Origin of the sequence: Cereibacter azotoformans (assembly GCF_021391315.1) — a bacterium.
GTDB classification, from domain to species: Bacteria; Pseudomonadota; Alphaproteobacteria; order Rhodobacterales; family Rhodobacteraceae; genus Cereibacter_A; species Cereibacter_A azotoformans.
In genome coordinates, this window is record NZ_CP090023.1 from 105,001 (window position 1) to 125,770 (window position 20,770).

General features: G+C 63.2%; 11 protein-coding genes, 1 tRNA gene, 2 rRNA genes and 3 pseudogenes (1 of these 17 cut by a window edge). 8 read left to right on the forward strand and 9 right to left on the reverse strand.

Annotated elements, in window-relative coordinates:
- From LV780_RS19840 to LV780_RS19850, 3 genes are all read left to right on the forward strand, one after another.
- Window positions 1-2,269 (forward strand): 23S ribosomal RNA (locus LV780_RS19840) (it extends 652 nt beyond the left edge of the window).
- Window positions 2,270-2,370: 101 nt separating this feature from the next.
- Window positions 2,371-2,485: ribosomal RNA gene (rrf, locus tag LV780_RS19845) — 5S ribosomal RNA — on the forward strand.
- A 70-nt stretch (window positions 2,486-2,555) separates the two neighbouring features.
- Window positions 2,556-2,632: transfer RNA gene (locus LV780_RS19850), tRNA-Met, on the forward strand.
- 57 nt (window positions 2,633-2,689) lie between these two features.
- Here LV780_RS19850 and LV780_RS19855 read toward each other — a convergent pair.
- Entirely contained in the window at window positions 2,690-3,781 is a 1,092-nt protein-coding gene (locus LV780_RS19855; protein ID WP_117345187.1) for an ISAs1 family transposase, read from the reverse strand.
- 60 nt (window positions 3,782-3,841) lie between these two features.
- Here LV780_RS19855 and tnpA point away from each other — a divergent pair, with 60 nt between their 5' ends.
- From tnpA to LV780_RS19880, 5 genes and pseudogenes are all read left to right on the forward strand, one after another.
- Window positions 3,842-4,249, forward strand: coding sequence for an IS66-like element accessory protein TnpA (gene tnpA, locus LV780_RS19860; protein ID WP_117345188.1), 408 nt, complete (start codon window positions 3,842-3,844; stop codon window positions 4,247-4,249).
- A complete protein-coding gene (gene tnpB, locus LV780_RS19865; RefSeq protein WP_011910610.1) occupies window positions 4,246-4,596 on the forward strand; it encodes an IS66 family insertion sequence element accessory protein TnpB in 351 nt (116 codons plus the stop codon). Before tnpA ends, tnpB begins: the two co-directional genes overlap by 4 nt.
- A 57-nt stretch (window positions 4,597-4,653) precedes the next feature.
- Window positions 4,654-6,252 (forward strand): IS66 family transposase, encoded by a 1,599-nt coding sequence (gene tnpC / locus LV780_RS19870; RefSeq protein WP_117345189.1) that lies wholly within the window; start codon window positions 4,654-4,656, stop codon window positions 6,250-6,252.
- Window positions 6,249-6,851, forward strand: a complete 603-nt coding sequence (locus LV780_RS19875; RefSeq protein ID WP_117345190.1) for a plasmid pRiA4b ORF-3 family protein — start codon at window positions 6,249-6,251, stop codon at window positions 6,849-6,851. The genes tnpC and LV780_RS19875 overlap by 4 nt, the downstream gene beginning before the upstream one ends.
- A 368-nt stretch (window positions 6,852-7,219) precedes the next feature.
- A pseudogene (locus tag LV780_RS19880) lies at window positions 7,220-7,579 on the forward strand (transposase domain-containing protein); the annotation flags it as partial.
- On the opposite strand, the pseudogene LV780_RS22025 reads toward LV780_RS19880, so the two are convergent.
- From LV780_RS22025 to LV780_RS19920, 8 genes and pseudogenes are all read right to left on the reverse strand, one after another.
- Window positions 7,514-9,100: pseudogene (locus tag LV780_RS22025) on the reverse strand (hypothetical protein); the annotation flags it as partial. The pseudogenes LV780_RS19880 and LV780_RS22025 overlap by 66 nt on opposite strands.
- A gap of 86 nt (window positions 9,101-9,186) precedes the next feature.
- The gene (locus tag LV780_RS19890) at window positions 9,187-10,704 is read right to left on the reverse strand and encodes a sulfotransferase family protein (RefSeq protein ID WP_147326430.1); all 1,518 of its coding nucleotides are present in this window, start codon (window positions 10,702-10,704) and stop codon (window positions 9,187-9,189) included.
- Complete coding sequence (locus tag LV780_RS19895; RefSeq protein ID WP_117345193.1) at window positions 10,697-13,339, reverse strand: glycosyltransferase domain-containing protein; 2,643 nt, start codon at window positions 13,337-13,339, stop codon at window positions 10,697-10,699. The genes LV780_RS19890 and LV780_RS19895 overlap by 8 nt, the downstream gene beginning before the upstream one ends.
- Before the next feature lie 226 nt (window positions 13,340-13,565).
- Window positions 13,566-14,525, reverse strand: a complete 960-nt coding sequence (locus tag LV780_RS19900) for an IS481 family transposase (protein ID WP_011907123.1) — start codon at window positions 14,523-14,525, stop codon at window positions 13,566-13,568.
- Between the two features lie 170 nt (window positions 14,526-14,695).
- Window positions 14,696-15,748: pseudogene (locus LV780_RS19905) on the reverse strand (IS110 family RNA-guided transposase).
- Between the two features lie 504 nt (window positions 15,749-16,252).
- Window positions 16,253-17,245, reverse strand: a complete 993-nt coding sequence (locus tag LV780_RS19910) for a hypothetical protein (RefSeq protein WP_117345194.1) — start codon at window positions 17,243-17,245, stop codon at window positions 16,253-16,255.
- Window positions 17,245-19,497 carry a glycoside hydrolase family 99-like domain-containing protein gene (locus tag LV780_RS19915; protein ID WP_117345282.1) on the reverse strand — a complete coding sequence of 751 codons (2,253 nt, stop codon included), beginning with the start codon at window positions 19,495-19,497 and terminating at the stop codon, window positions 17,245-17,247. The genes LV780_RS19910 and LV780_RS19915 overlap by 1 nt, the downstream gene beginning before the upstream one ends.
- A 63-nt stretch (window positions 19,498-19,560) precedes the next feature.
- Window positions 19,561-20,361: an ABC transporter permease gene (locus tag LV780_RS19920; RefSeq protein ID WP_117345195.1), complete on the reverse strand. Its 801-nt coding sequence runs from the start codon at window positions 20,359-20,361 to the stop codon at window positions 19,561-19,563.
- Window positions 20,362-20,770: the final 409 nt, after the last annotated feature.

Consider the following 20,770-nt stretch of genomic DNA (forward strand, 5'->3'; position numbering starts at 1 on the left):
TCAACGACTTGGTCTCACGAGCAAGCTTAAGCCGGTAGGTGGAGGCGCAGCGAAAGCGAGTCTTAAAAGGGCGTCGAGTTCGTGGGATCAGACCCGAAACCAGGTGATCTAGCCATGAGCAGGATGAAGTCAGGGTAACACCTGATGGAGGTCCGAACCAACACCCGTTGAAAAGGGTCTGGATGACTTGTGGCTAGGGGTGAAAGGCCAATCAAACCTGGAGATAGCTGGTTCTCCGCGAAAGCTATTTAGGTAGCGCCTCGGACGAATACCTCGGGGGGTAGAGCACTGCATGGATGATGGGGGCCCACAGCCTTACTGAGTCTAAGCAAACTCCGAATACCCGAGAGTACTATCCGGGAGACACACGGCGGGTGCTAACGTCCGTCGTGAAGAGGGAAACAACCCTGACCTGCAGCTAAGGCCCCCAATTCGTGGCTAAGTGGGAAAGCATGTGGGACGGCCAAAACAACCAGGAGGTTGGCTTAGAAGCAGCCATCCTTTAAAGATAGCGTAACAGCTCACTGGTCTAGATAAGCTGTCCTGCGGCGAAGATGTAACGGGGCTCAAGCCACGAGCCGAAGCTCAGGATGCACAGCAATGTGCGTGGTAGCGGAGCGTTCCGTGATATAGCGCACTGTCTGTTCTAATGATCGCGACACCAATGCGCTCAAGCAGCGAAGCGGTAGCGCGCGCATATGCGCAGACAAAGCGCTTTCTGTGAAGCCGGGCCGTAAGGCATCCGGTGGAGAGATCGGAAGCGAGAATGTTGACATGAGTAGCGACAAACAGGGTGAGAGACCCTGTCGCCGAAAGTCCAAGGGTTCCTGCTTAAAGCTAATCTGAGCAGGGTGAGCCGGCCCCTAAGGCGAGGCCGAAAGGCGTAGTCGATGGGAACCAGGTTAATATTCCTGGGCCAGGAGGATGTGACGGATCGCAGGTGTAGTTCGGCCTTATCGGATTGGCCGGGCTGCTGAGCGGTCCCTGGAAATAGCCCTCCATCAGACCGTACCCTAAACCGACACAGGTGGACTGGTAGAGAATACCAAGGCGCTTGAGAGAACCACATCAAAGGAACTCGGCAAAATGCCTCCGTAAGTTCGCGAGAAGGAGGCCCCGTCTTTGGGCAACCAGAGGCGGGGGGCACAAACCAGGGGGTGGCGACTGTTTACTTAAAACACAGGGCTCTGCGAAGCCGCAAGGCGACGTATAGGGTCTGACGCCTGCCCGGTGCTGGAAGGTTAAAAGGAGAGGTGCAAGCCTTGAATTGAAGCCCCAGTAAACGGCGGCCGTAACTATAACGGTCCTAAGGTAGCGAAATTCCTTGTCGGGTAAGTTCCGACCTGCACGAATGGCGTAACGATCTCCCCGCTGTCTCTGATGTGGACTCAGCGAAATTGAACTGTGTGTCAAGATGCACACTTCCCGCGGTTAGACGGAAAGACCCCATGAACCTTTACTATAGCTTCGCACTGGCATCAGGAATGTGATGTGCAGGATAGGTGGTAGGCATCGAAACGGGGACGCCAGTTCCCGTGGAGCCAACCTTGAGATACCACCCTTCGCATTCTTGATGTCTAACCGCGGTCCATTACCTGGATCCGGGACCCTGCGTGGTGGGTAGTTTGACTGGGGCGGTCGCCTCCCAAACAGTAACGGAGGCGCGCGATGGTGGGCTCAGACCGGTCGGAAATCGGTCGTCGAGTGCAATGGCAGAAGCCCGCCTGACTGCAAGACTGACAAGTCGAGCAGAGACGAAAGTCGGCCATAGTGATCCGGTGGTCCCGAGTGGAAGGGCCATCGCTCAACGGATAAAAGGTACTCTGGGGATAACAGGCTGATGATGCCCAAGAGTCCATATCGACGGCATCGTTTGGCACCTCGATGTCGGCTCATCTCATCCTGGGGCTGGAGCAGGTCCCAAGGGTATGGCTGTTCGCCATTTAAAGAGGTACGTGAGCTGGGTTTAGAACGTCGTGAGACAGTTCGGTCCCTATCTGCCGTGGGTGTAGGAGACTTGAGAAGAGTTGCCCCTAGTACGAGAGGACCGGGGTGAACGAACCACTGGTGGACCAGTTGTCGTGCCAACGGCAGTGCTGGGTAGCTATGTTCGGACAGGATAACCGCTGAAGGCATCTAAGCGGGAAGCCCCCTTCAAAACAAGGTCTCCCTTGAGGGCCGTGGAAGACCACCACGTCGATAGGCCAGAGGTGTAAGCGCAGCAATGCGTTCAGCTGACTGGTACTAATTGCCCGATTGGCTTGATCTGAACCGGTAACAGCAAGGCTCAAAAAGCCTCCGCTCTACCCCAGATCAGAAGCAGCACGACCTGGAACAAGCATAAGCCTGATGTTGTCGTTTCTTCTCCGGTCTGGTGGCCATAGCACGAGCAAAACACCCGATCCCATCCCGAACTCGGCCGTTAAGTGCCGTCGCGCCAATGGTACTGCGTCTCAAGACGTGGGAGAGTAGGTCGCCGCCAGACCTGAAAAGAAACGAAAATCTCCAGAACGATCAAAATCAACCGCGTCAAAATACAAACGACGCAAAACGGCCGCGGGGTGGAGCAGCCCGGTAGCTCGTCAGGCTCATAACCTGAAGGCCGCAGGTTCAAATCCTGCCCCCGCAACCAGAATTACCAAACAAGAACAACAGTTTGCAGCCTCCCGCCAGGGCCATCGCATTTGGATCAGGTCTCGGGCAACTGCTTGAGAAGGCTGAGAAGGAATTCGTCATCCCACCCCGCCCGCTTCAGCTTGATCGACAGCGAACTCTTGGACCCGTCTCGCCGGGCCACGTCCAGCGCGCGGCGTCGAAGGACGGCGATGTTGTCCGGCCCGTTATCCTTGCGGTTGCGCGCGGCGTCCTCGCGGAACGACACGTCCAGTTGCCAGTGCAGCGCGTTCTCGATGGCCCAGTGGGCGCGCACGGTGGCCAGCAGGACCTCGGGCGTGGGCAGCCACGAGAGGGCGAACCAGCGGGTATCGGACTGGATCTTGCCCTCGCTCTCGCGGGTGGCCTCGATCCGGCCGAACGCCTTCAGCCGAGGAAAATCATGATGCTCCGCCAATCCCTTGGCCGAGACCACCGTCGCCGTCCGCGTCTCGCGGCGGCCGTGCCCCGTCTCCTCCTGGCGGGCCACCGAATGGTCGGGCGCCAGCTTGCCGAAGCACGAGCGGGCGTCGGACAAAAGTGAGTCCTGGTTGGCCTTCAGCGAGAGGCACCAGTCGCCGCCCCGGGCGTTGATCGCTGCAACCGTGCGGCGATTGCAGTGCAGCGCATCGGCCGTCACCACCTTGCCCTTCAGCGCGATCAGTCCCAGCACCTCGAGCGCCGCCTCCAGTTCGCCGCCCTTCTCGGTCGGCACCGAGGCGAGCGTCAGGCGCAGCCGCGCGGCGTAGGCCGAGACCATCATCCGCGTCCGTCCGCCATCGCCCCGGTCGCGCGAGCCGCGCAGGACCTTTCCGTCGATGGCAATCACGTCGCCCTTGCCGAGGAGGCCCGCGATCTCGGCGAGCACCCGCCCGAAGGCCGCGTCGAGCGCCTTCGGGTCGATCACCCGAAACACGGCCGAGAATGTGTCGTGCGAGGGGATGGCGTGGCGGAGCTTCAGGAAATCCCTGAAAATACGCTCCTTTGCGCGGCCGAAGGCGGCCATCTCGGCGCAAGAGGTCGCTCCGCAGAGCACGGCTACAAAGGCCACCACGAGCAGCTCCGCAAGGTCGTGGCGGGCGTTGTCGGCGCGCGGATCAGGGATGTCGTCGAAGGCGGAGAGGAAGATCGTAAGGCTCCGCCGAGGGCCGCCTGCCGGGGCCTGGTTTTATGACTTACGTCATGACGTATGTCATGCGCTAAGGTCATTTCACAATTTGAGGTCTTCGCGGCGGGCGAGCTTGGCCGCCGCCGGACCTGGTCGGACGCGGAGAAGATCCGCATCGTCGAAGAGAGCTATCGCGGTCACCGGCAGGGCTCGGTGGTCGCACGCCGGCACGGCATCTCGCGCGCGCTGCTGACGCAATGGCGGCGCGCCTGGCACAAGGGGCTGCTGGACGGCGGACGTCCGGTTTTCACGCCGGTGGAGATCGGCCCAGATCTTCGTGACCGACAGCGGGAGGCACCGGCCATGCAAGGAGAGGATGCCCACGCGCGGATCGAAATCACGCTGGCGAACGGCCGACGCCTCGCCGTGTCGGCAGACATCGAGGCGGTGGCGCTGACGCGCCTCGTGCAGGTGCTCGAACGCGCATGATCGCCTTTCCAGCGGGAACGCGGGTGTGGATCGCCGGCGGCGTCACCGACATGCGGTGCGGGATGAACTCGCTCGCGCTCAAGATCCAGCAGGGGCTCGGCCGCGACCCGCATGGCGGCGAGATCTTCTGCTTCCGCGGCCGCAAGGCGGACATGGTGAAGCTGCTGTGGTTCGACGGGGTGGGCGTGTCGCTCTATGCGAAGCGCCTCGAGGCGGGCAAGTTTGTCTGGCCGTCGAGCACCACGGGCGAGGCCGTTGCGATATCCGCAGCTCAGCTCGGCTATCTGCTGGACGGAATTGACTGGCGCAATCCGCGCTGGACCCAGAGGCCGAAGAAGATGGGCTGATGTCGCGGAAGCATCTGTAATTGTTGGCTTCCGTGGCTGTGCATGGTAGAAGCGGCCATGTCCGATCCCGCTTGCGAACTCGAGAAACTGCGCGCCGAACTGGCGGCCACGAAGGCCGAACTGGCGCAGGCGCGCGCGGTGGTCTCGACCTCGGAGGCGATGATCGCGGGGCTCAAGCTCGAGATCGCGCTGCTCCGGCGCGAGCACTACGGGCGCAGCGCCGAACGCACCGCCAGGCTGATCGACCAGCTGGAACTGCAGCTCGAGGAGCTGGTGACCGCCGCCGCCGAGGACAGGATCCGTGTGGAGAAGACGACGAAGGTCGCGGCCTTCGAGCGCCGGAAGCCGGTTCGCAAACCCTTCCCCGAGCATCTGCCGCGCGAGCGCGTGGTGGTTCCGGCGCCGACGTCTTGTTCCTGCTGCGGATCGGACCGCATCGCGAAGATGGGGGAAGACGTCACCGAGACGCTCGAGGTGGTGCCGCGGCAGTGGAAGGTGATCCAGACGGTTCGGGAGAAGTTCACTTGCCGGGCCTGCGAGAAGATCAGCCAGGCGCCGGCGCCCTTCCACCCGATCCCGCGCGGCTGGGCCGGCCCGAGCCTGCTGGCCATGATCGTCTTCGAGAAGTTCGGCCAGCATCAGCCGTTGAACCGCCAGGCCGAGCGGTATGCCCGCGAGGGCGTGGACCTGAGCCTTTCGACGCTCGCCGACCAGATCGGCGCCGTGGCGGAACTGCTGAAGCCGCTCCATGACCTGATCGAGGCGCACGTCCTTGCCGCTTCCCGCCTGCATGGCGACGACACCACGGTGCCGCTGCTCGCCCGGGGCGGCACGAAGACGGCGCGGCTCTGGACCTATGTTCGCGACGACCGCCCCTTCAGCGGCACCGCCCCGCCGGCGGTGGTCTTCCGCTTCTCCCGTGACCGGGCCGGGGAGCATCCGGCCGAGCACCTGACGGGGTGGAAGGGCATCCTGCAGGCCGACGCTTACGCCGGCTACAACCAGCTCTACCGCGGCGACCGGAAGCCGGGGCCGGTCCTGCCGGCGCTTTGTTGGAGCCATGCCCGGCGCAAGTTCTTCGAGCTGGCCGATGTCGAGGGGAACATCCGCAAGGGCAAAGATGCGAAGGAAATCTCCCCGATCGCCTTCGAGGCGGTCAGGCGCATCGACGCGATCTTCGAGATCGAGCGCAAGCTGAACGGGCAGGATCCCGCCGCCCGTCTCGCAGCACGACAGGAACGCTCGGCCCCGCTGGTCGAGGATCTGGAGCGCTGGCTCCGGACCGAACGCGCGCTCCTGTCGAAGCACGCCAAAGTGGCCAAGGCGATCGACTACCTGCTCTCGCCCGATCACTGGCCGGGCTTCACCCGGTTCCTGTCCGACGGCCGGGTCTGCCTGTCGAACAATTGCGCCGAGCGGGCGCTGCGGGGAGTGGCCCTCGGCCGCAAGAGCTGGCTCTTCGCCGGTTCCGAGCGCGGTGGCCACCGCGCCGCCTTCATGTATTCCCTCATCGGCACCGCCAGGCTCAACGGCATCGACCCGCAGGCCTGGCTCGCGGACGCCATCGCCCGGATCTCGGACCTGCCGGTCTCACGCCTGCCCGAGTTGCTGCCGTGGACCTGGTGCAACCCAGCCCATCCCAGGATCGCCGCATGACGCTGGTCGCCCGCCTCAAGGTCACCCTGCCGGACGTCGAGCCGGAGGTGCTGCGCCGCTTCGACGTGCCGCTGAAGATCCGGCTCAGCCGGCTGCACGAGGTGATCCAGGCCGCCATGGGCTGGAGCGACACGCACCTCTACGAGTTCCGCGCAGGAGGCGTCGGCTGGGGTGTCGCCGATCCCGACGGCTTCCACGACGGCCCTCTACCCGCCAGCAAGACCAGCCTGCTCGATGTCATCGAGGACACCGGCACGAAGACGATCCACTACATCTACGACTTCGGCGACAACTGGCACCATGTGATCAGGGTCGAGAAGATCGACGACGCTCTCCCCGGCGCCGACTACCCGCGCCTTGTCCGTGCCATCGGCGCCTGTCCTCCCGAGGACGTGGGGGGTGCCCCCGGCTATGCCGAATTCCTCGAGGCACGCGCCGATCCGAACCATGAAGCTCACGCCGACATGATGGACCTCCATGGCGGCACGTTCGACCCGGACGACGCCGGCATCGGCCGCATCCTCGACAGCTTCGAGCGCCTGGCGAAGAAATGGGCGCCGAGGCCCCGGAAGCCGAAGACAACCAGCAGGCCGCTCTGAGAGACCGGCCGGCCCGCGGCCTTTGCCGGATGCTTACGGAAGATCTGCATCGGGCGCGGGCCTCCGGAGCGGGTTGTCTCCGCCCGAGAATCCATATCACGCCCGAGCGCAAGCGCCTTCGATCAAGCCTCGGACAAACGCGATTCCCCTGAGCCTCCCGCGGGAGGCCGTTCGCATTTGCAGAGCTGATCGGTGCTACGGCGCACCGCCACGGTAATCCTCCCCCCTTTAACGGGGCGCGACCGTAGAATTATGGTAACCGGCCGTTCTGTCTTGCAGTTACCCACAAGTTGGTGCGGTGAATTGATTCACCTGCCAGCCTGGTCTTGGCGACGACACTACGGTCATGATTCGTCATGTGGCACCGAATGCGTGAGGCCCGTGCCCGGCTGGAGCGGCTGCTCGCACAGATGCGGCGCGACACCTTCGGCTCGAAGTCCGAGAAGCTCGATCCCGACCAGCGGAACCTGCCGTTCGAGGATGTCGAAGCCGCGGCCGGCATGCTGGCCGCGGCAAGCGAAGCGGCCGAGAAGGCACTCGGGGGTCTAAAAAATCTCCCAAGCCTGTCCCAACACGAGATTTCCGTATTCCGTGAATCCCCTGCCCGCATGGGTGAAAGAGGTGATCTCTCCCAGAATCGGGCCGGTTCTCGCGGCGTAGAAATCTACCCGGACATAATCCTTCAGATTTGCCGCAACCTGATCGGCCAGCCTCAGGATCTCGGGCAGGCATCGCGGTGCAACGATAGGGGCGTTGGGATGTTCGACTACATGGCGGAAGGGCGCCGGGCTATGGCACCAGTCGCGGGCCAGCCAGGACTGACGGCGATGCAGCGCATCGCGGGAGATCGCGTTCTTGTCATCTACATGGATGATCCGCGCCCGACCCCCAAAGCAATGCACCTTGTAGTCAAGCGGGATGAAGGGAAGCCTAGGGTCGGTGCCGTCCTGCTCGATATATTCCTCCACCACGAATTCGCAATTCGGGTGGTTCTCCATATATTTAGCCACTGCGGCGCGGATTTCGGAACGACCATAAGTTAAACCGTCGAAAAGATTGAGATCCCCATGCATCAGGAACAGCGCCACGCCGGATCCGAAATCCGGCTTCAGGACATAGCGGCCGGGAAAGCAGAACGCATCGAAATCCGCCATGTCCCGTAGGATGGCATAGGTTTCGGGCACAGCGATGGACCGGGCCTTGGCATAGGCGCGGGTCAGTTCCTTTGACGCGAAGTGGCGGATCCGGTGGGGGCAGCGATCCAGCGGACCATCCCGGCGCCATGGGTCCGAATCGTGCAGGGGGTTGGTCAGCCCGGCCGGGGTGCTGGCGGGCGCATCCGCGTTATAGGCTAGGTCAAGCCGTTTGCAGCATGCCTCGCCTCGCTCGCAAAGCTGCTTGCCGAAAAGCCTGCCCCAGCGATCCAGGACCCTCTCATGAAACGGTTCGAACAGCCGATCCTCGACTAAGCAGCGGTCCTTGAGACCAAAATCCAGAAAGATCGCCCGGGGTCTGGCATCAATGAATTGAGCCGCCCGGTCCAGCGCCTGCGGCAAGGCGCCATCCACGACCTGCGCCCGGATGTCGAGATATTCGGCCTCCAAGTGCGCCGGCCAGTCCACCGCATGATCCGCCCCGCTGCCGATCCAGGGCCGCGCCAGATTGAAATGATAGGGCAGCTTCAGCCTGCGGCGGCTGGTGATCAGGGCCTCCCCGTCCGGCTGCGTGTCTGGCACCAGTTCACCCAGAATCTCGTGGCTGCCCCCGTCCAGCGCCCAGTCCGGCAGCCTTGCCGAGAAACCGTGGCAGCCAGTGCCGTATCCCGCCGCAAGCAGATCCCGCCGGAACCTGTTGACCGGTATCACACCGACCGCCTTGCCATCGATTGACAGGCGCAGGCTGCAGACCCGGCCCGCCGCGTCCCGCCCCCAGCCCCGCAGCAGGCCATTGGGGGTGACCATATCGCAGAACAACTGCGATGTGTTGGGTTTCCCGGCTTTCCGCGCGACCTTTTGCAACCCTTCGAAAGGGCCCGTGGTGACATGCGGCAGGGGCGTCAGGGAAAATGCACCCTGCATCGTCTTCCGGCGATAAAGAGAATCCAGCACCCGGGCATTGTCGAGAATGAGGGCAAAACAACCAGCTGCATCGGTTGCAAAATAGCCCGTCGCACCGATCGATGCTAGCGTGGTCCAGACCTCTTCTGGGTCGACCCCCGTGAAGGCGAGTTCCACAACCTGAACCGTCATTCATCCTCCTAATCCCGTGTTCAACACCGCAGGCGATTTTCTTCCAGCTTGGTGACAAGTGCCTTGTGCATCCTCTGCCTGTGCCTTCAGCGATTGCCTCGCAGCCTGTCCACCACGGTGCGCAGCGGCGCCGTGAGCCGCCAGGAGGTGCTGGAGCGCAGCGCGTTTATTTCTGCCTCAAGCCGCGCGCGTTCGGCCTCAAGCGCGCGGTCTGCGGCATCGCGGGCCTGCAGCCTGGCCTCCAGCGTCCGGCGCATAGCCTCCCCCTCCAGATGGCGCTGACGCAGTTCCTCCAGATCCTGACGCGTTTGCCCCGCCAGATCGGCCAGACGGCCCATTTCCTGCATCTGCTTCAGGCTTTTCGCCAGCAATTCGTTATTGCGGGTCTCGGCGGCCATGCGGGCGCGTTCGGCCTCTTCGGCCCGAAGCGTGGCCTGATCCGCCTCATGCCTGCGCTGCGCCAAGGCGCTTTCCCGCTCCGACAGCCGGTCATGCAGCGCGGCCAGTTCCGCCGTCGCGGCAGAGGCCCGGTCCTCGGCCCCGGCTTGCGCCGCCTGCGCGTTCTCCCAGGCCTGCCGCGCTACACTCATCTCCACCTGCAAACGCTCCGCCGTGACCTTGTGGTTCTGCAGCGTCTCCGTCAGCGTGGCGACCTTGTCCTGCAAGGAACGGCGGCGTTGGTCGTTGAGGCTGGCCAGCGCGGCAAATGCCGGCACCGCAGCGTCAAATTCACTCCGCACCCTGTCGAGCAATGCATGATCGGCCTTGCGCTCGGATTTCATGCTCCAGCGCTCCAGCACCCGATAGGTGTCACGCACCCAATCCAGTAAGGCGGGATTGTCGGTGACCCGGGCCGCGCCCTCCACATGGTGACGTAGCTCTGGGCCAAGAAAATCCTCGATCGTCCTCGCGGCGTCTGCGTCGAAGCGCGGCAGGCTGAGGTCGAAGGTCTTCTGCAGGGCGGCCGTGACGCCCGCCCAGTTGGCCAAAATTTGCTCATAGCTCGTGATCTGCCGGGGCGCGCCCCGCGTCGCCGCCTCTGCATCCAGCAAATGGCGCAGCCAGATCAGTAGCCCCTCCGCGCTGTCTATCTTGTCGCGACGGTTCAGCGACTGCGCCACTTCCAGCGGGTTGCGGAAGGTCAGCACCGGCATTGCCCGGAAGCCGGCCGCGGCGATGGCTTCCTGCCAAAAAGGAGTCATGCGGCAGATCCGCGGATCCTTGAGCACAGCTAGCGCGGTGCCGTCGAATTCCGCCAGCAGCAGGTCGCGCGCCTCGCCCAGCCGGGCCTGCCCCTCGGGAGAGCGGAACCAGCCGGCGGGCAGCGGTCGCCAGTCGTTCCACTTCGACCCGCAATCCGCCAGCAGCCGGTCATTGAAACGGCGCAGCCTCTCGCTCTCGAAATGGCCACGGGGATTCGCCTCGCTGGCCGGCATCGGGTGTAGGGGCAGGCGGCATCCAAGATGATGCAGAAGCCCGCTAAGTGCCGAAGTGCCCGAGCGGTGCATGCCCAGCACCAGAAAGATATGTCTCTTCACCGGGCTCTCGGGCCGGGCTGGTTCCGCGGTCGTCATCGGGCGATCACCATCCTTCGCGTTAGCCATGAAGCGCCCTACCAAGATGCGCCTCTATATGCTGCTGCACTTCCTCAAGCCTGATGGTCCCATGCGGCGGCTTGGTGGGGTAGAAGACCTCGGGAATGTTGCGGGTGGACTGGCCCTTGGGCCGCAACGACAGCGGATGGATGCCCGATTTCCACATGGCATAGGGAAAGCTCACTTGGTCCCTGCGGCTGTTCTCCTCAATCTCGTTCCACCATAGCGTCATCGCCCGCATCACATCCGGATCATTGTGCCGCCGGACGATGAAATTGCATTCATAGAGCGGCAACTGATTATCCCAGCCCTCGGCTTGGTAGCGGGCATATTGTGCCTGAATCAAATCAGGATCGTCCTTCCTGAGCTTGCAAAGCTGCGTGACCTCAGCATTCAGCGTATTGCGTTCCGGATGTTCGAACAATGCCACTTTCGCCTGCTGCTCGATCGCCATGGTCAGGAAACGGCTGAGATCGTCCAGGACGAAGATATTGGCGTCGATCCAGAGGCTCCATTCATAATCCGGAAAATAGAGATGTGGCAGGATCTTGGGTTTTTTGGCCGTGCGGACCGGATCTTCCCGGGCCTCGTCGAACGGCACCTGCTCCCAGGGCGCGACAGGATCGAGCGGCGTGTCGGAAAAGACGTAGAAGTCGAAATTCCCGAGTTCCGCCAGCGGCGCCTTCAGATTGTCATAGCCGCCCGCCACCGAGGTGTAGATGACATAGGGCTTGCGGAACTTCTTCTGCCAGCGGCTGTAATAGGCGCTGTCGCCACCGATGTTCTGTGGCAGGTAGCGCCGCTCGGAATCGCCGCGGTAATCCGGGTCGGTGCGCTTGTGCCCCTCGGCCAGCCCTGGGCGACCGAAGCCCCCCTTCAGCCCTAGATGCAGGCAGGGATGGTCCTGCAGCAGCCGCTTGTTTCCCTCGAAGCTCTGCCACCAGTAGCGGTCCAGCACACCCTTCTCGCGGATCTCGGCATTGTTCATCCGGCAGACTTCCAGCAGGTGGTCCCAAGCCGGGCCGCGGGTGAAGGCGGATTGCGCAAAGGCGGTGTGGCGCGGCGGCTTTCCATGTTTCCAGGTTGCCTCGATCAAATGGTAATAGCGGATGGTGTTGAGCCCCACGAGATCATGCTGCTCAAGATGCGGTAGCAGGTATTCCGCGTAAAGGGGGGAATACCAGTCATCATCCTCCACGATCAGTACCCGGTCGCCGGTGACATGTTCAAGCGCCGCCGGCACATTGACCGACAATGTATGGGGCGGGTCGTCGGATCGGCGCTCGCGGCGGATATAGGTGGCCCAGTCGGGCAGGCGCATCTGCTCGGTCAGCGGCACCAACCCGTCATCGACGATGATCCATTCGCGCGGCAGCACGGTCTGGGTCGCCACCATCTGGATGCAGCGGTTAAAGGCCGCGCCACGGTCACCGGTCGGGGTAATGATGGAATACTCCCCCTGTCGCTGGTTCTGCCGTCCTATCCGGGTGAAGCCCAACCCCGGACGGATACCCTCTACCGCCTGTTTCGAGCGAGTGACGATCCAGCCGTTACAGATCTCGCCCAGCAGTTCGATCATCGGGCGCTTTTCACGGAGGATCTCCGGCGGCAGCACCTCGAAGACCTCTGGTGCGGCCAGCGTGTCACGGCAGGAAGCCAAGGCGACCCGCCCGCCCATGGCGCGCGGCAGGATGCCAAAGAGCCGCTCCACGGCATGGGCAAGCTGACCGTCGCGGCGCATCGCCTCGGCCTTAAAATCCTTACCCGAAACCTGGGTCAGCAACAGATCCGCCACCTCGGCCCGCAGCCAGAAAAAGGTGCCCGCGAAAAAACCCCAGTCGCGGGCGGCAGGGTCGAACCCCTTCTGCTTGCCCGCATCAGCCCCTATTCCCGCCTTGGAGAGGATGCGCTGGATATCCCCACCATTGCCCATCAGGTAACTGGGACCGTGCAGGAACAGCTCACGCGGGCCGCCCAGCAGGATCTTCGGATCCTCACGAAACAACTTGGCGAACTGCGCAACCCGTTCCGGTGTTCCGACCGTGCCCTCGAAGAGTGCCTCGCGCCAAACTGCGGGCAGCTTGTTGCCTCCCTTGGAGTGGATCTTGCAGAAGAAGGCATACCGCGAACGGTCGATTTGCTCCATCACTTGGACGAAGGCGCCGACATCCTGCCCGACATTGACTACCTCTACCGGGATCGCACCGGGAAAGACCTCGCGGATCCGAGCTTCGGAATGCTGCTCCGATCCGGCAGGATAGCTCACATAGCGATCCACTTCGGGCGGAAAACAGCCTAGGTAATGCCCCAGATCGGCAAAGCAATCGGGGTGGTAGGCGTGGACAATCACCGCATAGCCAGCCTGCCCACCGCGCGCCGTAGTGCCGCGGCCCTCGGCCCTTCCGTGACGCTCGTAATGCAGCAGCGGGTTCACATCGACCGCACGCACGTCGGGGTTACGTTCTAAATAGCCCTCAGTGCTAAATTCCGGCCCCGGATCTCGACCGATGCGCGCGCCCACGAAAAGGTAATGAGCGGCAGGTTCAAGCTGGGAATAGGTCACATCCGGATAGGTCCGGCGATACCAGTCCGCATCGAAATAGGAACTAGCCGTGATGGTGCGGATATCGTGATCAGAACTCACGCATGTACCCTTTCTTGAAGAATGCCTGTATCAGACTTTCAGCCTCTAGAAAAACAAGGCAGAGCTCGACCCGAAGCGTGCGCGCGACCATTAGAACGGCAGGCTAGGGGCGTCAACATGAATAAGGCATCCCAAGTTCGACATCAAAACTTTTAAGTAATTGATATTGATAGGGCGTTGTTGCAGAACTTCTGCCCGGAAGGATTCACATCACGAATCCACGGCGTTAGGTGTTCAGTCCCGGCATCTGGTGGATCGGGTCGAGGATGAATCGATCTGGCTCTGAGGTCCAGACCTTGCAGATGTATTCGTAGGGCGTGAGGCCGTTCAGTGTCTTCAGCCTGCGTGCGAAGTTGTACGCTGCCATGAAGTCCGCGAGGTGGGTTCGCAACTGATGGTGGCTGCCGTAGTGGAAGCGCTTGACTGTGGCGTCCTTGATCGTGCGGTTCATCCGCTCGACCTGACCGTTCGTCCATGGATGGTTCGGTTTGGTCAGACGGTGCTCGATCCCATTCGCCTCGCAGATCATGTCGAAGCGCATCGGCCGGGAGTAGATGGTGTTCCGGTTCCGGGGTTGCTCGGCGAACTGGATGCCATTGTCAGTAAGAACCGTGTGGACCTGATAGGGCACGGCTTCGAGCAAGTGCTGGAGGAACTCCCAGGCAGTCTTTCTGTCAGCTGTTGCAACGAGTTGAGCAACGGCGAACTTGGACGTCCGGTCGATGCCGACGAAGAGGAAGAGCTTCCCTTCGCCGGTCTGCACCTCGGCGATATCGATGTGAAAGAACCCGATGGGGTAGCGCTTGAACTTCTGCCGCTTTGGCTTGTCGCCCTCGACATCCGGAAGACGCGAGATGCCGTGACGCTGCAGGCAACGATGCAGCGCCGACCGTGTCAGGTGCGGGATCGAGGGCTGGAGAGCATAGAGGCAATCATCCAGCGGCAGCAGCGTGTGCCTTCGGAAGGCGACGACTGCCGCCTCTTCGGCCTCGGTCAGGACGGTGGACCGCGGTTCCGACGGCCCGGTCTTCATGTCCTCGACTGTCGCCCGCTTGCGCCACTTCGCCACCGTCTTGGGGTTGATGCCCAGTTCCCGGCTCAGCTGCGCGAGCGAAGCTTGCGATCGCTGTATTGCAGCTCTGACGGCGTGCGTGGTCGTGGCGCTCCCGTGACGAACTTGTCCCATAGTGCTTCCTTCCATTCCTGCGAAAGGATCGCACCATCAAACCGTGGGATCAAACACCTAGTTCGACCATGGTTTTCCTGATCCAGATCTGTTCGATCGTTGCGCCCATTCAGATCGTCGGCTTCTCACACCCCCCTTGGCACCGGCACCGGAAATCTACGACATGAGGCTCATGCCGCAGACGCCGAGGCCGGATCCCTGTAGTCCTCGTTCTTCGTCAGCATTGCCAGATCTGCCGCGCTATCTTGTTCGCCAGCGCGATCCCGACCAGCATCTTGGGCTTCCTGGCCAGCATCCGCCCGATCCAGCTCTCGGCCTGAACCTTGTGGCGCGCGCGCCCCATGATCCGCGTCATGGCGCCAATGATCAGAAGCCTGCGGATGTCAGCCTGGCCGGCCTTCGAGATCCGCCCCAGCCGGTCCTTGCCTCCCGAGGAATGCTGCCTCGGAACGAGGCCAAGCCAGGCGGCAAAGTCGCGCCCGCACTTGAACTGCGCCATGTCGGGCCCGAATGCCTCGACCGCAAGGGCCGTCAGTGGCCCGACGCCCGGCATGGTCTGCAGGCGACGCGCCGTATCCGACGAGGCCGCCAGTTCCTTCAGCTTCCTGTCCCGGGCCGTGATCCGCGCGGTCTTCTCTGCAATCTGCGCGAGAAGCTCCTGGCACTCCTCGCGGATCACCGCGGGCAGATCGCAGGTCTCCGCTTCCACCAGCGCCTCCATGCGCTTGAGATGGCTGAGGCCGATCGGGAAGACGCGGCCTTGTTCATAGAGGGAAGACGCGGCCTTGTTCATAGAGGATTGCGCGCAAGGCATTCACGTCCTCGGTGCGCTGCCGCACCAGCCGCTCCCGGCCGCGGAACAGGGCTGCTCGCGCCTGCTGCTCCAGCGTCTTCGGAGCGACAAAACGTATCTCGGGCTGGCGCGCCGCGATCACGATCGCCTCCGCATCAGCCGCATCGTTCTTCTGGCGTTTCACGAAGGGCCGCACATACTGCGGCGCGATCAGCTTCGCCTCATGGCCAAGCGCTTCCATCTCCCGCACCCAGTAGCTGGCGCTGCCGCAGGCCTCGAAGACGACCAGACTGGCCGGCTGCTGCGCCATGAACGCGCGGAACTGCTCGCGCGTGAGCTTCTTGCGGAACTTCACCTCTCCGGTCATCGAGGCACCGTGAACCTGGAAAACACGCTTTGCCAGGTCCACCCCGATCATCGTATCCTTCATCTCGCCGTCCTCTCCGCTGCGTGGCGTTGAACACCACGACCTTGGCACATTGCGATGCCGTCAGGGGAGGGCGGCAACCATCCCATCTTGGGGGCACCGTTCTGGTCGGTGCTCTGGCCGCGACTGATGGCGCTACACTGGGCCGACCCGTAGCGGCCCCGCCTCGTCGAACATCAAGCGCCTGCGAAACGTCCGTGGACGATGCCTCGTGATGCGCGAAGGGCGCCGGCGCGGGCCCAACAGAAGCAAATCGGCTGAATTTCCCACGCCGAAACCCGGTCGAACAGTGTGCCGCGTCGGGCTGCTCCCATCGCAGGCTCCCAGAAAACGACGAAAGGCTCCCGCAGCGGAATTCGACGAATATCCCGGGCCAAGAGCTCGCTGTCGATCAAGCTGAAGCGAGCGGGGTGGGATGACGAATTTCTTCTCGGCCTTCTCAAACAGTTGCCCGCGACCTGATCCAAATGCGATGGCCCTGCAGGGCGATGCCCACTCCCGAGGCATTCAGGATTTGCGGGCGCGGTACATCCAGCGGCAACTCCGGGTCCAGAACGAAAGATTGAGACCATCACGATGGATGCGGCCCTCGTGGGGATCGCTCTCGCTCAGGCGGAATTCCGGCTGAACCCCCTTCAGACGCTCCGACAGGCGCCCATTGCGCTGCCGCGCATATTCCATGAGCTGTGCAAACTCCGAGCGTGTCCAGAGACAGGATTTGGCATCGTCACCATATTCAAGACGAAATGCGCCGGTTGTGCATTCCAGCACCCAGCGGGCCGGTTGATCAGGCTCCGTAATCACGCAAGCGGCGAAGGTCGGCAGGGCGAGAGGCGAAACGTTCGACAAACCATCATGCACTACCTTGAGGGAAGAGCCCGAAAGACCGCATTCGAGGGTCTCGAGCATGGCCCCCACCACCCCGTCCCGATGCCGGCGACATGTATCGAAATCGAGGAACGTGATCTCTTCGGGAGCAAAGGCAGCAAGCAGGTGATCATAGAGCAGGTTGTAGTCGATCCACAACCCGTCGGTCATATCGGACCTGAGAACGGAATCGACCATGGCGGACGGTCTGGGCGGTTGCCGCTCCTTTGAAGCCTGCAGATAGATCGACTGCATGAATTGCCACTGCTCACGCACTACGCAGACAACGGAAACACTTTCGAAGTCCGAGAGAAGTTCGCGAACGGCTCGAAAGTCCACCCGGGCGCCCGGCTTGCCGCGCGAGAACTCCTCGGAACTGAGAAACAGCGTTCCCGGCACCTTGGCATAGTTGCGAGCGAGTTGCTTTAGCGTCTCGATGCTGCCGTTCGGAAGAGCGTAGATCTCGGGCAGCTTGTTCCATTCCATCACGAGCCCATGATGGCCCGCCACGCGGCTGAGGCGCGGATAGATCACCCCATGCTGTCGCAGGAGGTCCGCATTGTGCGCGAACATGTCCTGGATCGTGGTGGTTGCCGTCTTGTGGGTTCCGATGTGCAGAACGACCCGTGCCATCAGCTGTTCCTTGCGTCTTGCGGGGAGGGTTCCGCGGGGTGGGTGGCCGGATCGCTCGCTCCCAGATGCTGCCGCATCACCTGGAGATTGAGATTGCCGAAGGTCAGGCTCGGTTCGAGGATGGCCTTCTCGGCCCATTCGTTCCAGGCGTTGACGAACAGCTCGCGGCGGTAGGACTGCGGCACGCGGCGTTCGAGCGCCTCTGCGAGCCAGACATTGAAGGTGGCAGGGTTGGCGCCATAGGCCACATGCCCCGCCGATCCGCGGCGGGCCGTGTTGTCCCAGCTCGGCATGATGCCGGCGATCGTGGACCGGGGCAGACTGCGGACATAGGTGTCCGACAGGGCCCGGCGCGCGACGGCGGCATAATCGTAGATCAGCCCCGAGAAGGCCGGGTTCATCCCGGCGGGCATCCGGTTGCCCTCCGGGCCGCCAAAGAGATAGTCCGCCCCCTTGACCAGCCCGTGCGGCGGCATCTCGACCCAGAAGTCGAAGAGCCCCTCGGGCACCGGATGGGCGCCTTCGACATGGAACCGCACCGCGCCGAGCTCGACCTCGCCGATCCCCGCCCGCCGCCAGCCCTCGCGCAGCCGCGCCACGCTGGCCTGTGGATCGGGCATGTCCTCGGGCCGATAGATCACGAAGCGCGGACGGCGCCCGTCGGGACGGGCATGGCGCGGGTCGCGCAGATAGGGGGCGGTATCGGCGGCGAGCTTCTCCTCGAATCCCTCGGCATAGGTCTGTTCGAGAAGCACGGTGCCCGACAGCCCGTCCCAGTTGCGCCGCCAGCTCTCGTTGGCCCAGCAGAGATAGAAGGGAAAGTCGATCTCGGGCCGCGCCATCAGCCGGTCGATCGGCGCCTCGAGGATGCGGCGCCCGTCGAACCAGTAGTGATAGACGCAGAAGGCGTCGATCCCGGCCGAGCGTGCGAGGCGCGCCTGCTCGCCCATCACCTCGGTGGCGCGCAGGTCGTAGAAGCCAAGGTCGGCGGGCAGCATGGGCTGGAGATGGCCGTCGAACATCGGAGAGGCCTTCACGACCGAGCGCCATTCGGTGAAGCCCTTGCCCCACCAGGCGTCGTTCTCGGGAACGGGATGGAACTGGGGCAGGTAGAAGGCGCTGACGAAGGCGGGCTTCGCGGGCCTCGCGGCGGCGGGGCGGATCTGGCTCGTCTGCAGGATCCTCTGTCCGGCGCGGGTGGTGAGATAGCCCAGAACCCGCTCGATCGCGTGGGCAAGGGTGCCATCGACCTGTCCCTCTTCGGGATCGAAATCCTCGAGACGGAGCTGCAGGCTGCGCAGAAGCCCCAGCACGAGCGGCTTGACCCAGTAGATCGAGCCCGCCGGAAACGACAGCGCCTCGCGGTCGAGCGGGATCTCGATGCGCTGCAGCAGGTGGCGCGTGGTCTCGACGTTCGAGCCCCACCATTCGGTGCCGGTGTAATGCTGGCCGTCGGCCACCCAGAAGCCCGCCGCGGGGTCCTCCACGAAGGCCTCGAGCTTCTCCTCGAGCCCGGTCTCGGGCAGGATCCCCTCGATCAGGTGGCGCCGCCAGATGTCGCCGTCCTGCCGGTGGGGCGATTTCTTCGTGTGGAACTTGCAGACCGCGCGATAGCCCTCGAAGGCGCCCGCATTGAGCAGGGTGACGAAGGGCAGGATGTCCCGCCCGCGGTTCGGCAGCGGCGTGACGAAGGCGCCGGGAAAGTCGGCGCGGATCCTTGCCGCCAGTTCCTCGGTCTCGTCGCCCCGATGGGTCAGGGTGACGTAGAGGTCGAAGGGAATGGTGAGCCAGCGCAGCCGGTCGGCGAATTCCGGCCAGAGGTCCGGATAATAGACATGCACCACCACGGCATAGGGAGCAACGGGTCGTTCATGCTCGAAGCGGACCTGGGGCATGTCCCGGGCCGGCAGCGAGATGACCTCGGGCAACTCCTTGGTCAGGCGCCGCTCGGCATGGCCGATCCGCACATAGTGCAGGAAGGGCGGCGCACCGGCCGTGGCCACCTCGGGGTTGTAACGCAGGTAGGCATCGGGCGAGAAATCCGGATTGGGCCGGTAGCCCAGCTTTTCGCCGTAGGCGATGTAGTGCTTCTCGGGAAACCTCAGGTAGAACGCGTTCAGACCAGGGTAGGCCCCCCGGTAATAGGTGCGGTCGAACAGGCCGCTCTTGCGGATCGCCCGGAGATAGCGGCGCTCCGTGGGCGTCAGGACCATGATCCGGGCGAACCGAAGCAGGCGGTGAATGTCGGGCATGGCCATCTCCAGACTGTCCGCCGCTTCCTAGCAACAGCCTCCGGCAGACGCAAACCCGAGCCGTCAGGCCCCCTCGTTGAGCAGCATCCGGTGATAGCGGTTCAGCAACAACATGCCGAAAAACATGCAGACAAGGCTTACGAGATAGACATAGAGCGGATCGGCCAAGCGTGCGTCATAGGTCGGGAAGAAGCCCTCGCGCATCTTTGCGATCACATGAACCAGCGGATTGTAGGACAGGAGCGCCCGGAATGGCTCGGGCACGGATTCGATCAGGAAAAAGATCCCCGAGAGAATGAACATCGGCCGGTTGAGAATGGCCCAGACCCGTTCCCAGACGGGGGCCACGCTGAAAAGGTAGCAGTTAATCGTGCCGACCCCGAAGGCCAGGGCCCCGGCCATGCTGAAGGCTTCGAGGATGACCGGGAGGTTCAGGCTCACGTTGAGACCGTAGACCACGATGATCCCGCCCGCCACGATCACAAAGACCAGAAGGTTTGTCAGGGTATTCAGCAGGAAGCGGCTCAGGATCGCATCAAAGAAGCTCACCGCCGGATAGGCCAGCAGCGGCCGCGAGAAGCGGATCGCTTGGCCAAGCTTCGAGGTGAGCGATGCGTAATAGACGAAGGGCAAGAAGCCCGTGGCATAGAACAGCGGGAAATTGTTGCCCAGCGGCGGCGAACGCATCACGAAGGAAAAGACCACCGTCAGGAGCGCCACACCGGCCACGGGCTCGGCGACGGCCCAGATGTAGCCGCCGGGCGAGCGGCCGTAACTCGTGGCCATCTCGCGCAGCATCAGCGCGATCACGGAGCGCCCCCAGACGAAGCGCCTGCCTGCGAGAAGACCAGAGAGCAGCGCCATGTCACCGTTCCGTCGTTTCGAACACCCTCCCCGGAGTCGGAGGGCATCGGAGAGGCCGCATAACAGCACTTGCAACCGGCGGTGTAAAGCTGGCATACTATCCTCGATGAGACCCGAGCCGCGGAACCGCCATTGTGAATGCTTCCAAGCCTTCGGCGCCGCCAGCGACCTCCGCCGACGAGACCTCATCCTCCCGACCCTCCGAACCCTTCGTCGCCCCTGCAGGGCCGGGACCTACGACACCGGATCGCCTCAGGCCGTTGCCGCGGCCCGAGAAAGCCGTGGCCAGCGGTGAGAAGGGCGGACAGGGGCCCGTTTCGCCCGGTCCCGTCAGGGCACCCGCCCCGCCTCCGGGAGGGGCTCCACGCCCGGCCTCTGCACCTCCGAAACCGCCCGGAAACCCTGGGAA

Bases quoted from the DNA above. Each gene is read 5' to 3' on its own strand.
- tnpA (WP_117345188.1), top strand. From the start codon at position 3,842: ATGTCATGCGCTAAGGTCATTTCACAATTTGAGGTCTTCGCGGCGGGC.
- tnpB (WP_011910610.1), top strand. From the start codon at position 4,246: ATGATCGCCTTTCCAGCGGGAACGCGGGTGTGGATCGCCGGCGGCGTC.
- tnpC (WP_117345189.1), top strand. From the start codon at position 4,654: ATGTCCGATCCCGCTTGCGAACTCGAGAAACTGCGCGCCGAACTGGCG.
- LV780_RS19875 (WP_117345190.1), top strand. From the start codon at position 6,249: ATGACGCTGGTCGCCCGCCTCAAGGTCACCCTGCCGGACGTCGAGCCG.
- LV780_RS19890 (WP_147326430.1), bottom strand. From the start codon at position 10,704: ATGGCTAACGCGAAGGATGGTGATCGCCCGATGACGACCGCGGAACCA.
- LV780_RS19900 (WP_011907123.1), bottom strand. From the start codon at position 14,525: ATGGGACAAGTTCGTCACGGGAGCGCCACGACCACGCACGCCGTCAGA.
- LV780_RS19910 (WP_117345194.1), bottom strand. From the start codon at position 17,245: ATGGCACGGGTCGTTCTGCACATCGGAACCCACAAGACGGCAACCACC.
- LV780_RS19915 (WP_117345282.1), bottom strand. From the start codon at position 19,497: ATGCCCGACATTCACCGCCTGCTTCGGTTCGCCCGGATCATGGTCCTG.
- LV780_RS19920 (WP_117345195.1), bottom strand. From the start codon at position 20,361: ATGGCGCTGCTCTCTGGTCTTCTCGCAGGCAGGCGCTTCGTCTGGGGG.